The 19,619-nt window shown below is 56.3% G+C and carries 22 protein-coding genes and 1 tRNA gene; 16 read left to right on the top strand and 7 right to left on the bottom strand.

The features are described from left to right. Positions 1 to 2 precede the first annotated feature (2 nt). The 3 genes from ACR1XU_RS03460 to ACR1XU_RS03450 form a co-directional block, all read right to left on the bottom strand. Positions 3 to 878 carry a branched-chain amino acid ABC transporter permease gene (locus tag ACR1XU_RS03460; RefSeq protein WP_480906248.1) on the bottom strand — a complete coding sequence of 292 codons (876 nt, stop codon included), beginning with the start codon at positions 876 to 878 and terminating at the stop codon, positions 3 to 5. A gap of 273 nt (positions 879 to 1,151) precedes the next feature. Beyond that, complete coding sequence (locus tag ACR1XU_RS03455; RefSeq protein ID WP_480906245.1) at positions 1,152 to 1,676, bottom strand: hypothetical protein; 525 nt, start codon at positions 1,674 to 1,676, stop codon at positions 1,152 to 1,154. A 350-nt stretch (positions 1,677 to 2,026) separates the two neighbouring features. Beyond that, a tRNA-Ser gene (locus ACR1XU_RS03450) sits at positions 2,027 to 2,116 on the bottom strand. Positions 2,117 to 2,239: 123 nt separating this feature from the next. Between ACR1XU_RS03450 and ACR1XU_RS03445 the strand changes: the two genes are divergently transcribed. The 9 genes from ACR1XU_RS03445 to ACR1XU_RS03405 all read left to right on the top strand — a co-directional run bounded on the left by ACR1XU_RS03445 (position 2,240) and on the right by ACR1XU_RS03405 (position 9,701). Then, the gene (locus ACR1XU_RS03445; protein WP_480906242.1) at positions 2,240 to 3,082 is read left to right on the top strand and encodes a DUF2059 domain-containing protein; all 843 of its coding nucleotides are present in this window, start codon (positions 2,240 to 2,242) and stop codon (positions 3,080 to 3,082) included. Further along, positions 3,082 to 3,882, top strand: coding sequence for a DUF2059 domain-containing protein (locus ACR1XU_RS03440; protein WP_480906239.1), 801 nt, complete (start codon positions 3,082 to 3,084; stop codon positions 3,880 to 3,882). Before ACR1XU_RS03445 ends, ACR1XU_RS03440 begins: the two co-directional genes overlap by 1 nt. A gap of 206 nt (positions 3,883 to 4,088) precedes the next feature. Beyond that, the gene (locus tag ACR1XU_RS03435) at positions 4,089 to 4,706 is read left to right on the top strand and encodes a 50S ribosomal protein L21 (protein WP_480906236.1); all 618 of its coding nucleotides are present in this window, start codon (positions 4,089 to 4,091) and stop codon (positions 4,704 to 4,706) included. An 11-nt stretch (positions 4,707 to 4,717) separates the two neighbouring features. Further along, positions 4,718 to 4,987, top strand: a complete 270-nt coding sequence (gene rpmA / locus ACR1XU_RS03430; protein WP_010440093.1) for a 50S ribosomal protein L27 — start codon at positions 4,718 to 4,720, stop codon at positions 4,985 to 4,987. A gap of 96 nt (positions 4,988 to 5,083) precedes the next feature. Then, on the top strand, positions 5,084 to 5,692 hold the full coding sequence (locus ACR1XU_RS03425; RefSeq protein WP_170677087.1) for a LysE family translocator: 609 nt from the start codon (positions 5,084 to 5,086) through the stop codon (positions 5,690 to 5,692). Further along, positions 5,689 to 6,225 (top strand): GNAT family N-acetyltransferase, encoded by a 537-nt coding sequence (locus ACR1XU_RS03420; RefSeq protein ID WP_170615047.1) that lies wholly within the window; start codon positions 5,689 to 5,691, stop codon positions 6,223 to 6,225. Before ACR1XU_RS03425 ends, ACR1XU_RS03420 begins: the two co-directional genes overlap by 4 nt. Positions 6,226 to 6,262: 37 nt before the next feature. Beyond that, positions 6,263 to 7,297, top strand: a complete 1,035-nt coding sequence (gene obgE / locus ACR1XU_RS03415) for a GTPase ObgE (protein ID WP_480906233.1) — start codon at positions 6,263 to 6,265, stop codon at positions 7,295 to 7,297. Then, positions 7,285 to 8,391 carry a glutamate 5-kinase gene (proB, locus tag ACR1XU_RS03410; protein WP_480906230.1) on the top strand — a complete coding sequence of 369 codons (1,107 nt, stop codon included), beginning with the start codon at positions 7,285 to 7,287 and terminating at the stop codon, positions 8,389 to 8,391. The genes obgE and proB overlap by 13 nt, the downstream gene beginning before the upstream one ends. Positions 8,392 to 8,438: 47 nt before the next feature. Next, positions 8,439 to 9,701, top strand: a complete 1,263-nt coding sequence (locus ACR1XU_RS03405) for a glutamate-5-semialdehyde dehydrogenase (protein WP_480906227.1) — start codon at positions 8,439 to 8,441, stop codon at positions 9,699 to 9,701. Here the strand turns inward: ACR1XU_RS03405 and ACR1XU_RS03400 are convergent. Beyond that, a complete protein-coding gene (locus tag ACR1XU_RS03400) occupies positions 9,698 to 10,294 on the bottom strand; it encodes a histidine phosphotransferase family protein (RefSeq protein ID WP_480811556.1) in 597 nt (198 codons plus the stop codon). The two genes, ACR1XU_RS03405 and ACR1XU_RS03400, sit on opposite strands and share 4 nt — an antisense overlap. Positions 10,295 to 10,336: 42 nt before the next feature. Here ACR1XU_RS03400 and ACR1XU_RS03395 point away from each other — a divergent pair, with 42 nt between their 5' ends. From ACR1XU_RS03395 to tsf, 5 genes are all read left to right on the top strand, one after another. Then, positions 10,337 to 10,519, top strand: a complete 183-nt coding sequence (locus ACR1XU_RS03395) for a DUF3553 domain-containing protein (protein ID WP_170615042.1) — start codon at positions 10,337 to 10,339, stop codon at positions 10,517 to 10,519. A gap of 109 nt (positions 10,520 to 10,628) precedes the next feature. Then, positions 10,629 to 11,384, top strand: coding sequence for an L-ornithine N(alpha)-acyltransferase (gene olsB, locus ACR1XU_RS03390; protein ID WP_480906223.1), 756 nt, complete (start codon positions 10,629 to 10,631; stop codon positions 11,382 to 11,384). Positions 11,385 to 11,388: 4 nt separating this feature from the next. Further along, positions 11,389 to 12,225, top strand: coding sequence for a lyso-ornithine lipid O-acyltransferase (gene olsA / locus ACR1XU_RS03385; RefSeq protein WP_480906220.1), 837 nt, complete (start codon positions 11,389 to 11,391; stop codon positions 12,223 to 12,225). Positions 12,226 to 12,393: 168 nt separating this feature from the next. Next, positions 12,394 to 13,179 carry a 30S ribosomal protein S2 gene (gene rpsB / locus ACR1XU_RS03380; protein ID WP_170806348.1) on the top strand — a complete coding sequence of 262 codons (786 nt, stop codon included), beginning with the start codon at positions 12,394 to 12,396 and terminating at the stop codon, positions 13,177 to 13,179. Between the two features lie 76 nt (positions 13,180 to 13,255). Next, positions 13,256 to 14,131: a translation elongation factor Ts gene (gene tsf / locus ACR1XU_RS03375; RefSeq protein ID WP_170615038.1), complete on the top strand. Its 876-nt coding sequence runs from the start codon at positions 13,256 to 13,258 to the stop codon at positions 14,129 to 14,131. Between the two features lie 383 nt (positions 14,132 to 14,514). Here the strand turns inward: tsf and ACR1XU_RS03370 are convergent, their stop codons facing one another. Together ACR1XU_RS03370 and aroQ are read right to left on the bottom strand one after the other, a co-directional pair. After that, positions 14,515 to 15,270, bottom strand: a complete 756-nt coding sequence (locus ACR1XU_RS03370; protein ID WP_170806349.1) for a LuxR family transcriptional regulator — start codon at positions 15,268 to 15,270, stop codon at positions 14,515 to 14,517. Next, positions 15,267 to 15,719, bottom strand: coding sequence for a type II 3-dehydroquinate dehydratase (gene aroQ / locus ACR1XU_RS03365; RefSeq protein WP_170806350.1), 453 nt, complete (start codon positions 15,717 to 15,719; stop codon positions 15,267 to 15,269). Before aroQ ends, ACR1XU_RS03370 begins: the two co-directional genes overlap by 4 nt. Positions 15,720 to 15,893: 174 nt before the next feature. On the opposite strand from aroQ, the gene ACR1XU_RS03360 reads away from it, so the two are divergent. Further along, positions 15,894 to 17,123 carry a serine hydrolase domain-containing protein gene (locus tag ACR1XU_RS03360; RefSeq protein ID WP_480908533.1) on the top strand — a complete coding sequence of 410 codons (1,230 nt, stop codon included), beginning with the start codon at positions 15,894 to 15,896 and terminating at the stop codon, positions 17,121 to 17,123. Positions 17,124 to 17,174: 51 nt separating this feature from the next. After that, positions 17,175 to 18,044: an acyl-CoA thioesterase gene (locus tag ACR1XU_RS03355; RefSeq protein ID WP_170615034.1), complete on the top strand. Its 870-nt coding sequence runs from the start codon at positions 17,175 to 17,177 to the stop codon at positions 18,042 to 18,044. 252 nt (positions 18,045 to 18,296) lie between these two features. Here the strand turns inward: ACR1XU_RS03355 and ACR1XU_RS03350 are convergent, their stop codons facing one another. Beyond that, positions 18,297 to 19,526: an acyl-CoA dehydrogenase gene (locus tag ACR1XU_RS03350; RefSeq protein WP_480811563.1), complete on the bottom strand. Its 1,230-nt coding sequence runs from the start codon at positions 19,524 to 19,526 to the stop codon at positions 18,297 to 18,299. Between the last annotated feature and the right edge of the window lie 93 nt (positions 19,527 to 19,619).

The raw sequence follows: 19,619 nt of genomic DNA, 5'->3' as shown, positions 1-19,619 counted from the left end.
GATCAGACCTTCTTGATACGTACTTGGCTGAACAATCCGTTGGGTCGGAAAACCAGCACGGCCAGAAGCAAGGCGTAAGGGGCGATCTGGCTGTAACCCGCCGCGATGTAACGGCTTGCAAATGGTTCGATGATCCCAACAATCAACCCACCCGCCAAAGCGCCGGGCAAGCTTCCGAAGCCGCCGATAACCGCAGCCGCGAAGGCCTTGATACCAAGCAGTCCTGTTGTCGGGTCGACCGACCCCTTGGCGGCGAACAGAACACCCGCAATAGCTGCGACAACACCTGCCAGTGCCCATACAAAGCCCTGAACGCGCCGCACCGGGATGCCCATGTAATAGGCCGCCAGTTGGTTCTGCGAAGCCCCCTGCATCGCCAGCCCGAGCTTTGTTCTGTTGAAAAACGCATAAAGACCCCAGGTCAGAACAAAAGTGACGCCAATGACGGCCACGTCTTCCATCCCCAGAACCAGTCCGCCGAACCGGACCTCTTTGCCGGCCAACGGGTTTTGCAGAGTTTGCGGCTCGTGCCCCCAGATCAAACCGGCGGCGAACCGGATGACAAAGCCCAGAGCAATTGTCAGGATTACAACGGCAGTCTGACTTTCACCAAACAGGCGTCGGATAATCAGACGCTCGAGCAGATAGCCCAAAGCGCCCATCACCGTGAAGGAAATTGGCAGAGCAAGCCAGAAAGGCAGTCCCATATATTCGGTATTCGTCAGGCCGATGGTCACGAACGCCCCAAGCATCATGAAATCGCCCTGTGCGAAATTCACGGCCTCCGTTGCTTTGTAGATCAGCACAAAGCCAAGCGCGATCAGACCGTAGACACATCCGTTTGCCAACCCGCTGACCAGCAACTGCGCGTTGTCCAAAATCACCTCCCACGTCCGGTATGTCCGGCATCATTGGTGCCCGGTCGTTCGAAGGACGCCGCGGCTTGAAAATACTATGGCGCGATAATCACCGTTTCGTCACTCTTTTTTCGCGGCCCCAGTAGGTTGACGGCAAAATTTCCCGAGATAAGCCTTTCTGAAATTTCATTTTTCCAGCGCTCATTCTCCGCAGAGGGCCTTGGGAAAATGGGAACAAGTGCATTGTTGGATAATGCAAGACGGGGGCCGGTCCGGAAACCGACCCCATCAGATTTATTGCTGCGTGAACAGCTGCTGCAGTTCCTGAATTTTCAAAGCAATCGTTTCCGGCGAAGCCTTGATTTCATCCAGAATCTTGATCGTCTGTGTCTTGACGTCTTGAGTCAGAGTGCTTTCCTGAACCGCTGCAACCATCTTGTCATAGTCAAAGTTCTGCAGGGTCAATGCGCTTTCTTCGATCCAGGACGAAAGCAACTCTTGGCCTTCGCTGCTCAGCGATGCGACCTGCTCGCCGGCCTGATCGGCCAGGTCTGTTGCGGTCTGTCCGGCCTGCTCGGCAAGCTCTGCCGCCTGATCCGAGATGGATGAGGCGGCTTCACTGGCCTGCTCCGTTGCGTTTTGCAGCGCTTCGCTGGCGGCATCCTGCACGGCGGATGCAGCTTCGCTGGCCGCGTCGGCTGCATCCTCGGCGGCCGATTGCAACTGTTCTGCCGGTGTCGGCTCGGGTTGGTTCAGGATGTAATAGGCGCCTGCGCCAATGGCGGCGATGGCGATTCCGATAATTAAAGTGCGCGACATGAGTGTCTCCTTCAATTCTACTCGGTCGAGATGGGTCAAATCTATCCTCGGGCAAAGGGGGAAATCTCTGGATTTCTTTGCAAATTCGGATCTTGGGCCACAGCACGCTGATCCGACTGTGCAACAGCGGCAAGAATGTGCCGCTACGTTGGTCCTGGGTGTTGGCTTTCTTGAAAAAGACCGATCCGGTGATTGACGTCGGGCTGTTTAGAAAGAAACACTCTCATGTTTTTCAGGCAATGATTTTGTCTTCTTTCAACCGCGTACAGGCGAATGTTAACGCGACAAAAGCCACAACACGCCGATGCACCAACCTCCTAAGTCGGCTCAAACAATACTTGTGGGGAGTATGGCGGAGAGACAGGGATTCGAACCCTGGGTGGGCTTGCACCCACAACGGTTTTCGAGACCGCCCCGTTCGACCACTCCGGCACCTCTCCGCGGGGGTCTGTGAGGGGGGGATTTAGTGAGGAACGCGCAGGGGTGCAAGCGGAAAATTCCCGAATTTCGAATTGGACTGATTTTCCATTGCCTGTCATTCTAAATCACCTAGGCTCGTACTCATGATGAAGCTTGTTCGAAACGTCCTTCTGTCCGTGCTGATGCCGTTGATTGCGGTGGCAGCTTTGGCGCAATCGCCTTCTGCTGCCAGCAGGGACCGGATTGAGGCCTTCCTGACAACGACCGGGTTTGATGTTGCGCTGGAAAGTATAGCTCTGACGTCGGCGTCAGCCCCCAAAATGCTTGGTATCGATCCTGAGGGGTTCGGATCGGACTGGACGCGCCTGGCGGAAGAAGTTTTTGACCTCAAGGATATGCACGAAATCGCCGTATCAATCCTTGAACAGACGTTGAGCGACGACTCGTTGAACCACGCCGTAGAGTTTTATGCGTCGGACCTCGGCCAACGGCTTGTCGAGGCTGAAAATGCCTCTCATCTGTACGAAGACGAGGACGACAAACAAAAACAGGGGCAGGAGATCATTTCAGAGCTTGTCAAAGACGGCTCGCACAGGGTCGAAACCCTGAAGCGCATGAATCGTGCCGTCGATTCAAGTGGAACCGCCCTTCGTGCGCTACAGGAAGTGCAACTGCGCTTTCTTTTGGCGGCCAGCGCGTCTGGAGTTATCGACCTGCAGTTCAGCGCCGATGAATTGCGGGAAATGCTGCGCCGTAACGAAAGTGGGATGCGTCAGGCGATGCAATTGTCTGCTCTGGCAGGCGCCGCATATACTTATCAGGACTTCTCGGACGAGGATGTCGAAGCCTACACAAAAGCTCTGGAGCATCCGCAAATGCAGGAAGTTTATGAGCTGCTGAATGCAATCCAATACGAAATCATGGCCATGAAATTCGAAATTCTGGCGGCCCGGATGGCAGAATTGCATCCAGCTCAGGATATCTGATGCGTCTCGTTATTGGATTACTTATTGGACTGTTTGCATGCGGAACGGTCGCTGCATCCGAAAAGGTGGATCAACTGGCCGAGGCATTGCAGCTGAGCCAAATCATGGAGATTCTTCGGAAGGAAGGTCAGGCGCACCGGCAGGAACTGGATGAAACCCATCTGGACCAAAAGGGCGGCTCATTCCTGGAAGCGCAAGTCGAGGATATTTACGACACCGTCTGGATGCAGTCCCAGATAACCTCGGCCCTGACCGAGAATCTGACCAGCGTTCAGATGGATCAGGCTATTCTGTTTTTCGAAAGCGCTGTCGGCAAAACTGTGGTGTCACTGGAAAACTCGGCGCGGGCTGCAATCTCGGACGAAACGATCGAGGAGATGGCCCGGCACGCGTATGAAAATGAGCCCCGCGACGACAAGTTCTTCAAGCTGGTGGATGAGTACATTCAGGTCAATGACCTGATCAATCAGAATGTTCAGAACTCTCTCAGCGCTGATTTCTTTTTCTTTCGCGGCCTTGATCTGGAAGAAAACCAGGATGACGCCGAACTCTGGGCCCAGCTATTGGCGCAGACAACGGAAAGAACTGAGGACGCTACCGTTTGGCTGTATTCCTTCCTTCTTCTGGCCTATCAACCCCTGACCGAGGCGCAAATGCGAGAGAACATCGCCTTTTCCCGTACAGACACAGGCCGAGCCCTGAACAAGGCGCTGTTTACGGGATTTGACCAGATGTTTGACGAAATTTCGTATCAACTGGGCAGGGCGGTTGCGCACTCGATGAGGGCATCGGATCTTTAGCACCGCATTGGTGTTGACTTTCTCGGGCAATCTATGGATAAGCGCGCATCCCGGCCGGAATCTCCGCGCCGGGTCTCGTTATTATTTGACCTCAGGGTTTTGCCCTAGGTCGTCACACAGCCCGAAAAGGGCGCGCTGTTCGAGGTGGCTTCGGCCAAAACGCCCACAAGGGGACCACAGAACGCGGTATGGAAAAGGAAAGACGCATGTTTGCGGTCCTCAAGACTGGCGGCAAGCAGTACAAAGTTCAGGCGGGCGACGTGCTCCGCGTTGAAAAACTGGCTGCCGACGCAGGTGAAAAAGTTCAATTCAACGATGTTCTGATGCTGGGCGGCGACGCTCCGGTTGTCGGCGCACCGTTCATCGAAGGCGCAGGCGTTCAGGCCGAAGTGATCGAACAGGTCAAAGGTGACAAGGTCATCAAGTTCGTCAAACGCCGTCGTAAGCACAGCTCGAAGCGTACTGTTGGCCACCGTCAGAAACTGACTCTGGTCAAAATCACCGACATCCTGGCGTCGGGCGCTGACAAGTCGGGCATCAAAGCTGCAACCGGTTCCGTTCCGGCTGGTGAAGCTGCTTCGGCGGCAAAAAAGCCTGCCAAGAAAGCTGAAGCCAAAGCAGAGGCACCCGCTGCGGCTGCCGCCGCTGACGATCTGACCCAGCTGAACGGTGTTGGTCCTGCCGCAGCCAAAAAGCTGGCCGAGGCCGGTATCGAGAGCTTTGCCGCTCTGGCCGCCTTGTCGGACGAGCAGATTGCTGCTATCGAAACGGTCAAAGTGAAACCCGAATGGGTTGAGCAGGCCAAAGAGCTGGCCAAAGGCTAAGGAGAGAGAGAATGGCACATAAAAAAGCTGGCGGTTCCTCCCGTAACGGTCGCGACTCAGCAGGTCGTCGCCTTGGCGTGAAACTCTATGGTGGTCAGGCCGCCATTGCAGGCAACATCATCGTGCGTCAGCGCGGCACCAAGTTCTGGCCGGGCGAAGGCGTAGGCATGGGCAAAGATCACACCATCTTTGCAACTGTTGACGGCGCTGTGAAGTTCCACAAGGGCCTCAAAAACCGCACCTTTATTTCGGTCCTGCCAGTGGCGGAGGCCGCAGAGTAAGCCGAAACCCAGAAGGTTTAATAAAAAATTCATGGGGGACCGGCAGAAAATGCCGGTCCCTTTTTCGTTTTAACGCAGTCGTGATCACCAGAACCGATGACAGTCGCCACCACCAGTTTCCTGATCTTTGCCGCCAGTCAGGTCGGCACGCCGGGACCGGCCAACATGGTCCTGCTCGGAACCGGTGCGCGTTATGGCTTTCGGGCGGCGTTGCCGTTTGTGGCCGGCGTCATCTTGGGCAAACAACTGATCATTTGGCCCGTGGGTTTTGGACTGCTGCAATTGGCTGAACAGGCGCCCCTGGTGTTTTCTGTCCTGAAATACGCTTCAGCGGCCTATATTTGCTGGCTTGCGTGGAAAATTGCGAACTTGCGTCTGTCGCGTGGTTCTACGCGTGAAGCCGCTCCGGGGTTCTGGGCGGGGCTGATTGTTCACCCGCTGAATCCCAAGGCCTGGGCGATGATCGTCGCCGGGTTTACCGGTTTTGTTGCTGCCGGAACGTCGAGTTTTGACGCGACGCTCACGATCGCTCTCTGCCTATTGTCCTGCCAGGTGATTTTGCACCCGATTTGGACATTTGCCGGAGATAGAATTGCTCATGCGGTTGAAGGTCGCCCAGTGGAAAAATATCTGATGTGGACGTTGGCGAGTTTGACAGTTGCGTCCGTATTTTTTGTGTTGTTCGGAGGAGGAACGAACTCATGAAGCTTGAGACTATAATCAATCAGCCGGTCATTGAAACCGAGCGGTTCGATCTGCGCCCGCTGCGCAGGTCGGATATGGGTCTCATCGAGTATTATGCAGGCGAAAAACGCGTGGCGCGCATGACGACGTCGATCCCGCACCCGTTGCCGCCCGGCTCGGTCGAGGCATTTGTGACCCGCTCGATGGCTGACGACCGCGACGAGGATGTCTGGGCCATGGACGCCACCAAGGATGGCGGGCCTGAGCTGATCGGTGTGATCTCACTGATGCGGCTGGACCGCAATCAGTCCGAGGTCGGATATTGGGTCGCGCCCCTGTATTGGAACACTGGCATTGCCTCTCAGGCCGTCGAGGCCCTGGTCAATGCCAACCCGCTCGAGAACGCCACCATGTTCGCCAGCGTGTTTCAGGACAATCCAGCTTCGGCCCGGGTGCTGACACATTGCGGGTTCCAGTATCTGGGTGATGCCGAAAGCTATTCGGTGGCGCGCGACGCGAATGTGCCCACCTGGACATACAGCAAAAAACTCTGACTTGTGGCCGATGGGGCCTTTGCAGTAGGGGACAGTCATGAAATTTCTCGATCTTGCAAAGGTCTACATCCGGTCCGGGGCCGGCGGTGGCGGGTGCGTCAGCTTTCGGCGCGAAAAGTACATTGAATACGGCGGTCCCGATGGCGGAGACGGCGGTAAAGGCGGGTCTGTCTGGGCCGAGGTCGTGGACGGGCTCAACACCCTGATCGATTTTCGCTATCAGCAGCATTTCTTCGCCAAAAACGGCCAGCCCGGACGCGGGCAGCAGCGCACCGGCAAAGATGGCGACGACATCGTTTTGCGCGTGCCCGTCGGCACCGAGATTCTGGACGAAGATGAAGAAACTGTCATCTGCGACCTGACAGAGGTTGGCCAGCGCGTACTGTTGGCCAAGGGCGGCAATGGTGGCTTTGGCAACCTGCACTTCAAATCGGCGACAAACCAGGCGCCACGACGGGCCAACCCGGGGCAGGCGGGTATCGACCGCACGATCTGGTTGCGGCTGAAACTGATCGCCGATGTGGGGCTGCTTGGGATGCCCAACGCCGGCAAGTCGACCTTTCTGGCGGCAACGTCGAACGCGCGCCCAAAGATCGCCGACTACCCCTTCACGACACTGCACCCGAACCTGGGGGTCGTGGGCGTCGACAATGTGGAATTCGTCGTGGCCGATATTCCTGGCCTGATCGAAGGTGCCCATGAAGGGCGCGGGATTGGCGACCGCTTTCTGGGCCATGTCGAACGGTGCGCGGTTCTGCTGCATCTGGTTGACGGAACCTCGGAAACTGTGGCCGAGGATTTTCGCACCATCATTCACGAACTCGAAGCCTATGGTGGCGAACTGGCGGAAAAGCCGCGCATCACCGTGCTGAACAAGGTCGACGCGCTGGATGCCGATGAAACGGAAATGGTCAAGGCCGAACTGGAAGAGGCGGTCGGCGGCCCCGTCATAACCATGTCGGGCGTCGCGCATCTGGGTGTGACCGAGGTGCTCCGCGCTCTGAGAACGCAGATCGACGAAGACCGCCTGCGCCAAAAGCCCAACGAGGAGGCACAAGCTTGGCAACCCTGACCACTGCAAAACGTTTGGTTGTCAAAATCGGGTCCGCGTTGCTGGTGGACCGCGAGACGGGCCTGCTTCGATCCGAGTGGCTACGCTCTCTGGCCGAGGATGTGGTCTGGCTCAAGAATCAGGGCACGGATGTCATTCTGGTGTCCTCCGGCTCAATCGCTCTGGGGCGTGGCGTGTTGGGCCTGCCTATGGCCAACCTGCCGTTAGAGCAGTCGCAGGCCGCTGCTGCTGTCGGTCAGATTCGGCTGGCCCGTGCATATGAAGAGGTGCTTGCGCCTCATGACATCAAAACCGCTCAGGTTCTGGTAACGCTGGAAGACAGCGCAAACCGGCGCCGTTACCTGAACTCGCGGGCAACGCTTGAGACGCTGTTGAGTCTGGACGTGGTCCCGATCGTCAATGAAAACGATACCGTGGCAACGGATGAAATCCGCTATGGAGACAATGACCGTCTGGCCGCGCAGATTGCCGTGACGGTTGGGGCCGACCAGTTGATCCTGTTGTCCGACGTTGACGGGTTCTACACCGGAAATCCCAACGACGACCCGATGGCGACCCGCTATGACGTGATCGAACAGATCACGCCCGAGATTGAGGCCATGGCAGGCGATGCGGGTTCCGGGCTGTCAAAGGGCGGTATGAAGACGAAACTTTTGGCTGGCAAGATGGCGATCGCCGCCGGCTGCGATATGGCGATTACTGAAGGTTCCCCGCTGAACCCGCTGAAAACGCTCGAGAATGGCGCAAATTGCACATGGTTCACGGCGACTTTGGATCCGCACGCCGCGCGCAAACGCTGGATTTCGGCGATGAAGCCGCGCGGAGAGATCAAGGTGGACGAGGGGGCAGCGCGTGCGCTGGCCAACGGCAAAAGCCTGCTGCCAGCAGGTGTTATCGAAGTGACCGGTGATTTCGGGCGTGGCGATCCTGTAGCGATTCTGGATCCCGTGGCGCGGCGTCTGGCGCAGGGCCTAAGCCGTTACACTGCGCAGGAAGCCGATGCGATAAAGGGGCGCAAATCTTCGGAAATCGAGGCGACGCTCGGTTATCCGGGCAGGGCCGCCCTGATCCATCGCGACGATTTGGCACTATGATGACGTTCCCCGCAACGCAGAACACTCGGACCTGAAAGGCACATGACATGAAGGATTTCGACACCATTCCCGCCCTGATGGCGGATCTCGGGAAACGTGCCAAGGAAGCGTCGAACGCGCTTGGGTTTGCCAGCGCCGAACGTAAACACGCCGCACTGATTGCAGCCGCCGACGCGGTTTGGAAAAACCGCGCGCAGATCATTGAGGCCAACCGGAAAGACCTGGAGTTTGGTCGCGAAAAGGGCCTGAGCGCCGCCATGATGGACCGCCTGATGCTGGATGAGGACCGTGTCTGCGGCATGGTCGACGGTTTGCGCGCCGTCGCTGAACAGGCAGATCCCGTGGGCGAAGTTCTGTCTGAATGGGATATGGCGTCGGGTCTGAATATTCAGCGTGTACGCACACCGCTTGGCGTGATCGGTGTGATCTATGAAAGCCGGCCAAACGTAACTGCCGATGCCGGTGCGCTTTGCCTGAAATCCGGCAATGCCGTGATTCTGCGCGGCGGTTCCGAGAGCTTTCACTCGTCGACAGCGATCCACGCCTGCCTTGTTGAGGGTCTTAAAGCCGCCAACCTGCCCGAGGACGCGATACAGTTGATCCCGACCCGGGATCGGGCTGCGGTTCAGGAACTGTTGACCATGACCGATTACGTGGATGTCATCGTCCCCCGCGGCGGCAAGGGTTTGGTCGGGCTGGTGCAACGCGAAGCACGTGTGCCTGTTTTTGCGCATCTCGAAGGCATCGTTCACATCTACGTGGACAAGGCAGCCGATCCCCAAAAAACGCTGGATGTGGTCCTGAACGCCAAGACGCGACGCACCGGCATTTGTGGCGCTGCGGAATGTCTTCTTGTTCACGAGGACGTTGCGAAGACACTGGGACGCGACGTTGTATCCGCCTTGATGGCGGCCGGTGTCGAAGTCCATGCCGAGGGCGATCTGGCCATCGAAGGCACAATCGCCGCGACCGATGAGGATTGGGGCAAGGAGTTCCTCGACAGCATTATTGCGGCAAAACCGGTTGCCGACATCGACGCGGCCATCGCGCATATCCGGGCCAATGGCTCAAACCATACCGATTGCATCATGACCGAGGACGCCAATGCCGCCGCGCGTTTTTTCGAGCGGTTGGACAGTGCCATTTTGATGCACAATGCCTCAACTCAGTTTGCCGACGGCGGGGAATTCGGAATGGGCGCTGAGATCGGGATTGCCACCGGCAAGATGCATGCACGCGGCCCGGTGGGGGCAGCGCAATTGACCAGCTTCAAGTATCTGGTGCGCGGGAACGGGACGACCCGAACCTAAAAGCGCAAAGCAACCCGGGTTGCGGCAGTTTCAACCGCAATCCGCCGCCCCATGGCCGCCGAAGTTTCATGCAGCAAGGCAAACTGCACCTGAGATGGTGTTATCTTGCCGGGAAACCGACCGGTCGCGACGTGCTTCCACAGATCGCAATCGATATTCAGTTTGTCCGCGTTCCCGGCCACGGTCCATTTCCCGTCATGCAGGGAAATCTCGACCTCGCCTCCCATAGGCATGGCACTTTCGCAGCACATCAATGCCAGAAAGGTCAGTTTCACCTGATTGCGGGGTGCGGGTTCGCCCAGGGTCCAATTGATCCGAACGCGGCCTGCGCGTTCGATATCCCGTAACAGATCTGCAATTTCGGTTCGTCCAAGCGGCTGGTCGCCCGCAGCGCCGAACGCCACGCGGAAAAAGCGAATTCTGGCACCGGCGCTGCCGACGCTGCCGGAAATCAACTCCATCTCAGGACCTTGCACGCTGCCAACCATCTCAAGCAGTTCCAGCCCGTTGGTGATCGCACCTATAGGGCTGATCAGATCGTGACAGATCCGAGAACCGATCAACTCGGCCAGGTTGACGTCCGTGCCGCCCATGCGTACCTCCTGCTGTATCTGCCGCCGGACCGGAGCCACCGCATGACAGACCTCAATGCTATTCTTGCACCGGGCATGTATGTCCGCCACCCGGATTTCCCCGATTGGGGCGTCGGACAGGTTCAGTCCAACATCGCAGGCAAGATCACCGTGAACTTTCGCGAGCAGGGGAAAGTGGTGATTGACGGGACACGTATTGCCCTGGTGCCGGTCTTTGATCTCTGAAACTGGTTTAGGAAAAGTTAACGGAACCTGCCAGAGCAGCGCATGTTGCTAAGCCGCAAAAAACTGCTGTATCAGGCGGACCAGTACCAAAAAGGATCAAACATCGCACATGCCCGACGCAGGCCCATCTTTCACAGTCAAACTTGCCGAAAACGAGGCGGAGCTTCGGGCGGCGCAGCGGCTACGCTATGACGTGTTCGTGCGCGAGTTGGGCGGCGGTGGGCGGATGGTTGACCATGATGCCGGTTTGGAGCAGGACAGCTTCGATCCGCATTTCGATCACATGCTGGCTTATGACGATACGACGGGCGAAGTGATTGGTGTCTATCGGTTGTTGCCCGGTGATCGGGCCGCTGAACTGGGGCAGTTCTACTCGGAAGATGAATATGATCTGACTGTCCTGAAAGAAAGCGGGCGCAAGCTGCTGGAACTTGGGCGATCGTGCCTGCACCCCGATTATCGGGGCGGCACGGCGATGTATTACATCTGGAATGGACTTGCGAAATACGTTGAAGACCGCAACATCGAAGTTCTGTTTGGTGTCGCCAGTTTTCACGGCACGGATGTTCAGGCACTTGCTCAACCCCTGTCGATGTTGCATCACAACCATCTGGCACCACCTGATCTGCGGGTACGTGCCCAGCCAGGTGTCTTTCAGGACATGAACCTTGTCGCCCCCGGGGATCTGGATCGGCGTGCTGCCATGGTCCAGGTGCCATCACTTATCAAAGCGTACCTGAGGCTGGGCGGTTTTGTGGGCGAGGGGGCCTTTATTGATCATGCCTTCAACACCACCGATGTCTGCCTGATCCTTGACACAGCCCGCATGAACGAGCGTCAAAAGCGCATCTACAGTGGGGCGTAATCCTGTGAACGACCCGCTTTGGAATAGCGAGGATGCGCCGGATCCCATCCGATTGGGTCTGGGCGGTTGGCTTCTGGTGATGCTGCGCGGGCTGCCTTTGGCGGTTTTGGTGTTTGGTGGTCTGATCATCCTTTTGGCCCTTCGTCTGATCGAACGACCGCTTTACGGCATTCGAAGGCCGGTTACACCTTCCATCACCCAGTTCGTCTGCAGGAATGCATTTCGAATACTCGGAATGGGGTATCGAACCTCAGGCGAATTGATGCGGGAACAAGGCGCTGTTGTGGCTAATCACACCTCTTGGCTGGACATTTTCGCACTCAATGCGCGCAAGCGCGTCTACTTTGTTTCCAAGGCCGAAGTTGCCAAATGGCCCGGCATTGGGTGGCTGGCCCGCGCAACCGGCACCGTGTTCATTGAACGTGACCGAAAGAAAGCGCGCGAGCAGACCAAGGTGTTCGAAACCCGACTGAAAGCCGGGCACAAGCTGTTGTTTTTTCCCGAAGGCACCTCGACTGATGGTTTGCGTGTTTTGCCATTTAAAACAACACTTTTCGAGGCGTTCTTTACCAGAGAATTGCGAGAGTTCTTGTATGTCCAACCGGTCACGGTGGTTTTCCATGCACCCGATGGGCGGCCTGCGCGGTTTTATGGCTGGTGGGGCGACATGGATTTCGGACCGCACCTTCTCAAGACACTCGGCGCACGCAAGCAAGGCTCGGTTGAGTTGATTTATCACGCCCCCGCAAAAGTCAGCGACTTTGAGAACCGCAAGGCTTTGGCTGCACATTGCGAGGAAGCGGTTCGGCACGCACATAGCCTGGCGCGGCTCGAAAAATAAGGGCGAAAGACCCTTGCGCTGCCACTCAACCTGCCGTATACGCGCGCCATTCAAACCCGCAGGCGGGGTTTGGCCTTTTTGAGGGAGACATCCTCATCAAGACCGCCGGTTGGAGCATCCGCTTCTTTCACCCCCGCCGAGGCGTAAACCGGAAAAGGAAAGTAAAGCATGGCTCTTCCCGAGTTCACCATGCGTCAGCTGCTGGAAGCTGGCGTTCACTTTGGTCACCAGACACAGCGTTGGAATCCCCGCATGGGCCCGTTCATCTACGGCTCGCGCAATGGCATCCACATCATGGACCTGACCCAGACCGTTCCGATGCTGGATCAGGCGCTGCAGGCTGTTCGTGACACCGTCGCAAAAGGTGGCCGCGTTCTGTTCGTTGGCACCAAGCGTCAGGCTGCTCAGCCGATCGCTGAAGCCGCTGAAAAATCGGCGCAGTACTACATGAACCACCGCTGGCTGGGCGGCACCCTGACCAACTGGAAAACCGTTTCCCAGTCGATCAACCGTCTGAACCAGATCGACGAAGCAATGGAATCGGGCGCCGAAGGCCTGACCAAGAAAGAGCGTCTGGGCATGGAACGTGACCAAGGCAAACTGCAAGCATCGCTGGGCGGTATCCGCGAGATGGGCGGCGTTCCTGATCTGCTGTTCGTCATCGACGTCAAGAAAGAAGCACTGGCCATCGCCGAAGCCAACAAACTGGGTATCCCGGTTGTGGCAGTTGTCGACACCAACTGCTCGCCCGACGGCGTTGACTACATCATCCCCGGCAACGACGACGCTGCACGCGCAATCGCTCTGTACTGCGATCTGGCCGCACGCGCCGCACTGGACGGCATGACCGCTCAGATGGGTGCTGCGGGCGTTGACCTGGGTGCGTTCGAAGAAGCTCCGGTTGAAGAAGCCGTTGCTGAAGAGGCCGAAGCAGAAGCACCTGCTGAAGCGTAAGCTGCCCGTCACCAAAATGACATATGGGGCAGGGTAGACCTGCCCCAATTCCGTTTGAATTGAGGAGAGCCAAAAGATGGCAATCACAGCAGCAATGGTTAAAGAACTGCGCGACTCGACCGGCGCAGGCATGATGGACGCAAAAAAAGCGCTGACCGAAACCGGCGGCAACATGGACGAAGCCGTTGACTGGCTGCGCACCAAGGGCCTAGCCAAAGCGGCTAAGAAATCTGGCCGTACCGCGGCAGAAGGTCTGGTTGCAGTTCACGTGGACGGTGGCACCGGTGTCGCTGTCGAAGTGAACTCGGAAACCGACTTCGTTGCGAAGAATGGCGAGTTCCAGGAAATGGTTGGCAAAATCGCCTACGCCGCCGAAGGCGTGGACAATGTCGAGGCGCTGCTGGCTGCTGATCTGGGCGGCAAGACCGTTGCCGACACGCTGACCGACAAGATCGCCACCATCGGAGAAAACATGTCGGTTCGCCGCATGGCCAAACTGTCGGGCGACACCGTTGTGTCTTACGTGCACAACGCTGCCACCAATGGCATGGGCAAAATCGGTGTTCTGGTTGCTCTGACCGGTGGTGACGAAGCAATCGGCAAACAGGTTGCAATGCACATCGCAGCTGTAAACCCAGCGGCCCTGTCCGAAGATGATATGGACCCGGCTGTTGTCGAGAAGGAAAAGCAGGTTCAGATGGACATCGCCCGCGAATCCGGCAAGCCCGAGCAGGTGATCGAAAAGATGATCGTAGGCCGCATGAAGAAGTTCGTCGCGGAATCGACTCTGCTGAACCAGCAGTTCGTTGTGAATCCTGACCTGACTGTTGAAGCCGCTGCCAAAGAAGCTGGCGCGACCATCACCGGCTTCGTCCGTCTGGAAGTGGGTGAAGGCATCGTTGTCGAAAAAGAAGACTTCGCAGCCGAAGTGGCCAAGGCTGCTCAGGGCTGAGAATGGGGGGTATCAACAGATACCCCCACTAAGAAATAGGAACCGGTTACGTGAAAGCGTGACCGGTTTTTTGTATTCCGGATGCACGTACGCAGAACGCTGCCGACTACCGCAAAATTGGAGAAAAGGTTGATTGAGGGGCCCCGCATGATGGGGATGGTCGAGGCCCCCCAAAATTTCCGACTCAACTACGTGGACTAATAGACGCATTTGAGTCAGAGCGACCGGAGAGCCCTGGTATTGCAAAGATCCGATCAATTGTTCCCTGGCTAAAGCCACCACTCACGGAACACTCTCACTTTGCAACTTATGGTAAGGATTCGGAAAGTCATGATTTCCTTACCTAAGGTAAATTGACGCAGTTTAGCGTCAAAATTGACGCGTTATGCCTCCATAACGAACATCTGGTTCTGCAGCGAAGCTTTCAGGACAGCCTGCGCTGTTGTTTCAACTGCAAGTGACTCGCGCGCGAGCCTGAGGTGCTTTTCTACCGTCGCTGAAGTCAGCCCCATGAGCAGAGCAATATCCTGCGTTGTCTTGCCATCGCCGACCCATTGCAGCGCCTCACGCTGGCGCTTTGTCAGAGCCCGGTTGGGGGCGTGATAGGGCAGTGTCAGGATCTTCAGATGGGCGACATTGTTCATCAGCAGAATGTCTTCGCCGTGCTCTTCCCATATCGCGTCAACATCATCCTGGCTCAGATCACTACCGGCCGCCAGTGAGATTGCGCCCTTGGTGCGCATCGACACGGAATTGAAGCTGACAGTATATCCGGCAACAACGCCCATGGACTTGTTGAAATCCAGAACCTGCTTCTCCTGAGGAGACAACGAACCGTTGCTCTGCGAAGATTGTGCCAGATTCCAACTTTGCGCACCCTCATTGTTCAGCGCCCATTTCAACATTGGCGCATGGAAATACAGTCCACCCTGCAAAAAACCATCCAAATACGCCCGACCGTGGTTTGTGAGGATGACAAAATCTTCGGGGTCTCCCAGCGACGTTTCTGTCCGGAACAACGTGTAACCGTACAAAAGACGCTCGAACCCGAACTCAGCCATTTGACGGCAGTGCGCGTCCCATAGCTCTTCCAGAGTTTTCGTATAGCTCAGGAAATGAAGATATTCTTTCAGGTTCACGCCGCGCCACCTCCGTCATTGAGATGCGAAGCCAACGCATCCAAAGCCAGCACATAGCTTTGCGCCCCAAATCCGCAAATCTGCCCAAGCGCGGCCCGGGCGATGTAAGACTTGTGGCGGAAGGATTCTCGCGCATGAATGTTTGACAGGTGGACCTCAATAGTCGGCAGCTCGACCGACGAAATCGCGTCCAGCAATGCAATTGAAGTGTGCGTATAGGCGCCGGCGTTCAGTACCAGCCCATCATAAACCCCACGCGCCGCGTGGATGGCGTCAACAAGCGCGCCTTCGTGGTTGGACTGAAGATGTGATACTGACAGCCCAATCGACTTTCCATGCGCTATGCACAGATCTTCGACGTCTTTCAAAGTGACGCTGCCGTAAATCTCAGGTTGCCGCGTACCCAGCAAATTGAGGTTTGGCCCATTTAATACCAGAATTTTGCGCATTATTTTACTGTCCCCATAACAGTTTGATAAACGTGAAATGGGGAAGATGTCTACATGCCATTGTTGTATAAAAATATGTAATAACTCCGTTGCGATACATACAAAACGGCGGCCGACACCTGCATTGGCTGGCTGGAGCAGCAAAATCCGCAATACAACACAGGTTTGAAATACATGGCACGCCAGTCGACACTTGACCCTGACAGGACGCAACACATCCGCCACTGGATGCAACGCTATGTAGATCAGCGCAAATACGCGGGTTCTTCGTTGTTGCTGATCCAGGGCGGTAGAGAGGCGATTTTCCATACCTGCGGGCATCGGGATCTTGCGCGCGAACTGCCTTTTGAACGTGACACAGTGGTTCGAATTTATTCGATGACCAAACCGATCACGTCCGTCGCCATCATGATGCTGGTTGAACGCGGTTTGTTTCCTCTGAACGCGCTGGTATCTGACTTTTTGCCCGAATTCGCGGATATGCAGGCGCTTGTGCCTGACGCGACAAGGATCGATCAGACAGAACCTGCCACAACCCCGACCGTGCACCAGCTACTGACACACACAAGTGGCCTCAGCTATTCATTCAATCCCGGAATACTGCCGGAAGCCATGGAGGCGAAAGAACTATTTCTCAAGCCGGATCAGGGCGTTCTGGCGGACAACGTAACAAAACTCGCAACCCTTCCACTGGCGTTCCAACCAGGGACCAGGTGGGAATACTCCGTCGCGACAGACGTTCTTGGCCGGATCGTCGAAATCGTATCCGGACAGTCCTTGGACGGGTTCCTTCTGCAAAATGTTTTTGAGCCATTGGGCATGACAAAGACCGGTTTTTCAGTCCCACAGGGAGCATCCAGCAGATTTGCGTCGCTTTACACCCCCTTGGCTGGCGATGCCATGGCGCTCAATTCTGCCGATGTCGGGGAAAACAGCCTGCGGCTTGTAGACGAAGCCGGGAAATCTCCGTTTGAACGCGCGACGATGTATTCCGGAGGTGGCGGTCTGGTAAGCACGATCGATGACTATGCCCGTTTCGCGGAAATGCTGCGAAATCGGGGGCAGGGGAACGGCCACCGCCTGTTGGGCCCCAAGACCGTTGAGTTTATGATGCATAACCATTTGCCGGGTGACATCGCATCGATGGGCCCGCGCAGTTTTGCGGAACAACCAATGGAGGGAATGGGGTTTGGACTTGCGGGCGCTATTGTTATCCAACCGGGTCGCACCCGGGTTGCCGGGTCCCAAGGGGATTTCAGTTGGGGCGGAATGGCTTCTACGTTTTTCTGGATCGACTACCAGAACGATCTGACTTCGGTGTTCTTCACACAGTTGTCTCCTTCTAGTTCGTACCCGTCCCGGGCCGAGCTAAAATCACTGGTTTTGGGTACAATCATTGAATGACCGGTCGGCGACTGTTACTTCGCCTGAAGAAATACACCAGTGAGACACAATATGACCGAAGCCGAGCGTATCCTTCTTGATCTTCTCAACGTTGAAAGGCTTGAACAAGACCTGTTTCGGGGCACCGGATCCGGCGGGGAAACCCCAACAAGAGTTTTCGGCGGTCAGGTCATAGCTCAAGCACTGGCTGCGGCATACAGGACAGTGGACGACCGGCTATGCCATTCGCTTCATGCGTATTTCATACGACCCGGAAACCCTGATATTCCGATAATATATCAAGTGGATAGAGCGCGAGATGGAGGTTCTTTTACGACTCGCCGGGTTGTTGCGATCCAGAACGGCAAACAAATCCTGAACTTGTCGGCGTCTTTTCATATTCAGGATGATGGATGGGACCACCAACATCCCATGCCAGAGTCGAATTCACCGAACTCGTATCCCGCGCGATCAGAGTTGTATCACAAGTTGCTGGATCAAGTTCCGAAACGGCTGCATGGCGAACTGCTTCGGGAACGTCCGATCGAAGTTCGCGAAGTCAATCACCACAGCCCGATCCATCCGGTGAAATCCGATGACCGCAACCAAATCTGGTTTCGCATGTCAGCAGCGGCTGACACTGATCCAATCACACAACATCTGTTGTTGGCCTACGCGTCAGACATGTACCTGATGACGTCAGGGATGCGGCCGCACGGCCTGAGCTGGTATACTGGCGAAGTCAACAGCGCCAGCCTGGATCATGCGTTGTGGTTCCATGCACCGGTTCACTTCGAGAACTGGCATCTGTATTCGATGGATTCACCTTGGACAGGCCGTGGTCGCAGTTTTAACCGCGGTTCGATCTTTTCTCAGAATGGCGAACTTGTGGCGTCTGTCGCACAGGAAGGCCTGATGCGGAAGGCCGTCAAACAGGGTTAGAGATCTCTTCTAACCGATTGTTATGATGTTAGACTACTTTTGATTAGCAACGTGTCACCAAGAACGTGTCACCAGGAACGCGAAGGAGGCTTTTTACCATAATACCGATTATGCGTACTAACGTATCTTGTGAAATTGACGGTCAAGCTGACGGCAACTCACAAACCTCTAAATAAAATCTTACCAACGACAACCACCCCGCTGCCAAAATAGCAGCCGAGTGGCCGAATGTTCACCGTCGAAATCCGGCGCTTAGAAAAACGCCTGCAAGCCGGTTTGCGCCCGCCCCAGGATCAATGCATGGACATCGTGAGTGCCTTCATAGGTATTCACGGTCTCCAGATTGACCATGTGGCGGATAACGTGAAACTCCAGAGAGATCCCGTTGCCACCGTGCATGTCGCGTGCCAGACGCGCGATATCCAGAGCTTTGCCACAATTGTTGCGCTTCACGATCGAAATCATTTCCGGCGCAGCTTCGGCCTGGTCCATCAGGCGTCCGACCCGCAGGCTGGCCTGCAGCCCCAGCGCGATTTCGGTTTGCATGTCGGCCAGTTTGCGCTGGAACAATTGCGTTTGCGCCAAGGGACGATTGAATTGCTTGCGGTCCAGTCCATACTGGCGTGCGCCATGCCAGCAGCATTCCGCTGCCCCCATGACCCCCCAGCTGATGCCGTATCTTGCGCGGTTCAGACAGCCGAATGGACCTTTCAGACCCTGAACATGGGGCAGCAATGCGTCTTCACCAACCTCTACGCCATCCAGAACGATTTCACCGGTGATTGATGCGCGCAGGCTCAGCTTGTTCTGAATCTTAGGGGCGCTTAGACCCTTGAGGCCTTTTTCAAGCACAAAACCGCGAATTTTGCCGTCATGCGCATCGGATTTGGCCCAGACAACAAACACATCCGCGATCGGTGCATTGGAAATCCACATCTTGCTGCCGTTCAACCGATAGCCACCATCGATCTTTTCAGCGCGGGTCTTCATACCCGCCGGATCCGAACCCGCGTCTGCTTCGGTCAGACCGAAACAACCAATCCACTCTCCGCTGGCCAGCTTGGGCAGGTATTTTTGCCGCTGTTCTTCACTGCCATAGGCATAGATCGGATACATCACCAGTGAGCTTTGCACCGACATCATCGATCGATAGCCGGAATCCACACGCTCGACTTCACGCGCCACCAGCCCGTACGAGACATAGCCGGCACCGATCCCGCCATATTCTTCGGGAATCGTGGTGCCCAGCAAACCCATTTCGCCCATCTCGCGAAAGATCTCGGGGTCTGTCTTTTCCTCCTCGAACGCCTGCGTAATCCGGGGTTGCAGCTTTTCCTGAGCATAAGCACGGGCGCTGTCCGCAATCATGCGTTCGTCTTCGTTCAGCTGATCAGACAGGCGAAAAGGATCATCCCAGGCAAATTTACCAAGATCCGGGGTATCCTTGGCGCGCAAGGTGGGTTTGGGGGTCGGGGCGTTCATGATCATTCTCCGCTCAGTCGGCTTCGCGGCAAAATAACCCGGAGCGCTGGCAAAAGACAGCAAGAGTTTAGCAATCACCCATGAGTGAATCGC

It is taken from the genome of Ruegeria sp. D1(2025), assembly GCF_056536425.1.
Note: the sequence above shows the minus strand (reverse complement) of the source record. Positions and strands in the feature narration are given on the sequence as shown.

What these genes read in the sequence shown, in the direction of transcription:
- ACR1XU_RS03455 (WP_480906245.1), bottom strand. Translation starts at nt 1,676, where the DNA reads ATGTCGCGCACTTTAATTATCGGAATCGCCATCGCCGCCATTGGCGCA.
- ACR1XU_RS03445 (WP_480906242.1), top strand. Translation starts at nt 2,240, where the DNA reads ATGATGAAGCTTGTTCGAAACGTCCTTCTGTCCGTGCTGATGCCGTTG.
- ACR1XU_RS03440 (WP_480906239.1), top strand. Translation starts at nt 3,082, where the DNA reads ATGCGTCTCGTTATTGGATTACTTATTGGACTGTTTGCATGCGGAACG.
- ACR1XU_RS03435 (WP_480906236.1), top strand. Translation starts at nt 4,089, where the DNA reads ATGTTTGCGGTCCTCAAGACTGGCGGCAAGCAGTACAAAGTTCAGGCG.
- rpmA (WP_010440093.1), top strand. Translation starts at nt 4,718, where the DNA reads ATGGCACATAAAAAAGCTGGCGGTTCCTCCCGTAACGGTCGCGACTCA.
- ACR1XU_RS03425 (WP_170677087.1), top strand. Translation starts at nt 5,084, where the DNA reads ATGACAGTCGCCACCACCAGTTTCCTGATCTTTGCCGCCAGTCAGGTC.
- ACR1XU_RS03420 (WP_170615047.1), top strand. Translation starts at nt 5,689, where the DNA reads ATGAAGCTTGAGACTATAATCAATCAGCCGGTCATTGAAACCGAGCGG.
- obgE (WP_480906233.1), top strand. Translation starts at nt 6,263, where the DNA reads ATGAAATTTCTCGATCTTGCAAAGGTCTACATCCGGTCCGGGGCCGGC.
- ACR1XU_RS03405 (WP_480906227.1), top strand. Translation starts at nt 8,439, where the DNA reads ATGAAGGATTTCGACACCATTCCCGCCCTGATGGCGGATCTCGGGAAA.
- ACR1XU_RS03400 (WP_480811556.1), bottom strand. Translation starts at nt 10,294, where the DNA reads ATGGGCGGCACGGACGTCAACCTGGCCGAGTTGATCGGTTCTCGGATC.
- ACR1XU_RS03395 (WP_170615042.1), top strand. Translation starts at nt 10,337, where the DNA reads ATGACAGACCTCAATGCTATTCTTGCACCGGGCATGTATGTCCGCCAC.
- olsB (WP_480906223.1), top strand. Translation starts at nt 10,629, where the DNA reads ATGCCCGACGCAGGCCCATCTTTCACAGTCAAACTTGCCGAAAACGAG.
- rpsB (WP_170806348.1), top strand. Translation starts at nt 12,394, where the DNA reads ATGGCTCTTCCCGAGTTCACCATGCGTCAGCTGCTGGAAGCTGGCGTT.
- tsf (WP_170615038.1), top strand. Translation starts at nt 13,256, where the DNA reads ATGGCAATCACAGCAGCAATGGTTAAAGAACTGCGCGACTCGACCGGC.
- aroQ (WP_170806350.1), bottom strand. Translation starts at nt 15,719, where the DNA reads ATGCGCAAAATTCTGGTATTAAATGGGCCAAACCTCAATTTGCTGGGT.
- ACR1XU_RS03360 (WP_480908533.1), top strand. Translation starts at nt 15,894, where the DNA reads ATGGCACGCCAGTCGACACTTGACCCTGACAGGACGCAACACATCCGC.
- ACR1XU_RS03355 (WP_170615034.1), top strand. Translation starts at nt 17,175, where the DNA reads ATGACCGAAGCCGAGCGTATCCTTCTTGATCTTCTCAACGTTGAAAGG.
- ACR1XU_RS03350 (WP_480811563.1), bottom strand. Translation starts at nt 19,526, where the DNA reads ATGAACGCCCCGACCCCCAAACCCACCTTGCGCGCCAAGGATACCCCG.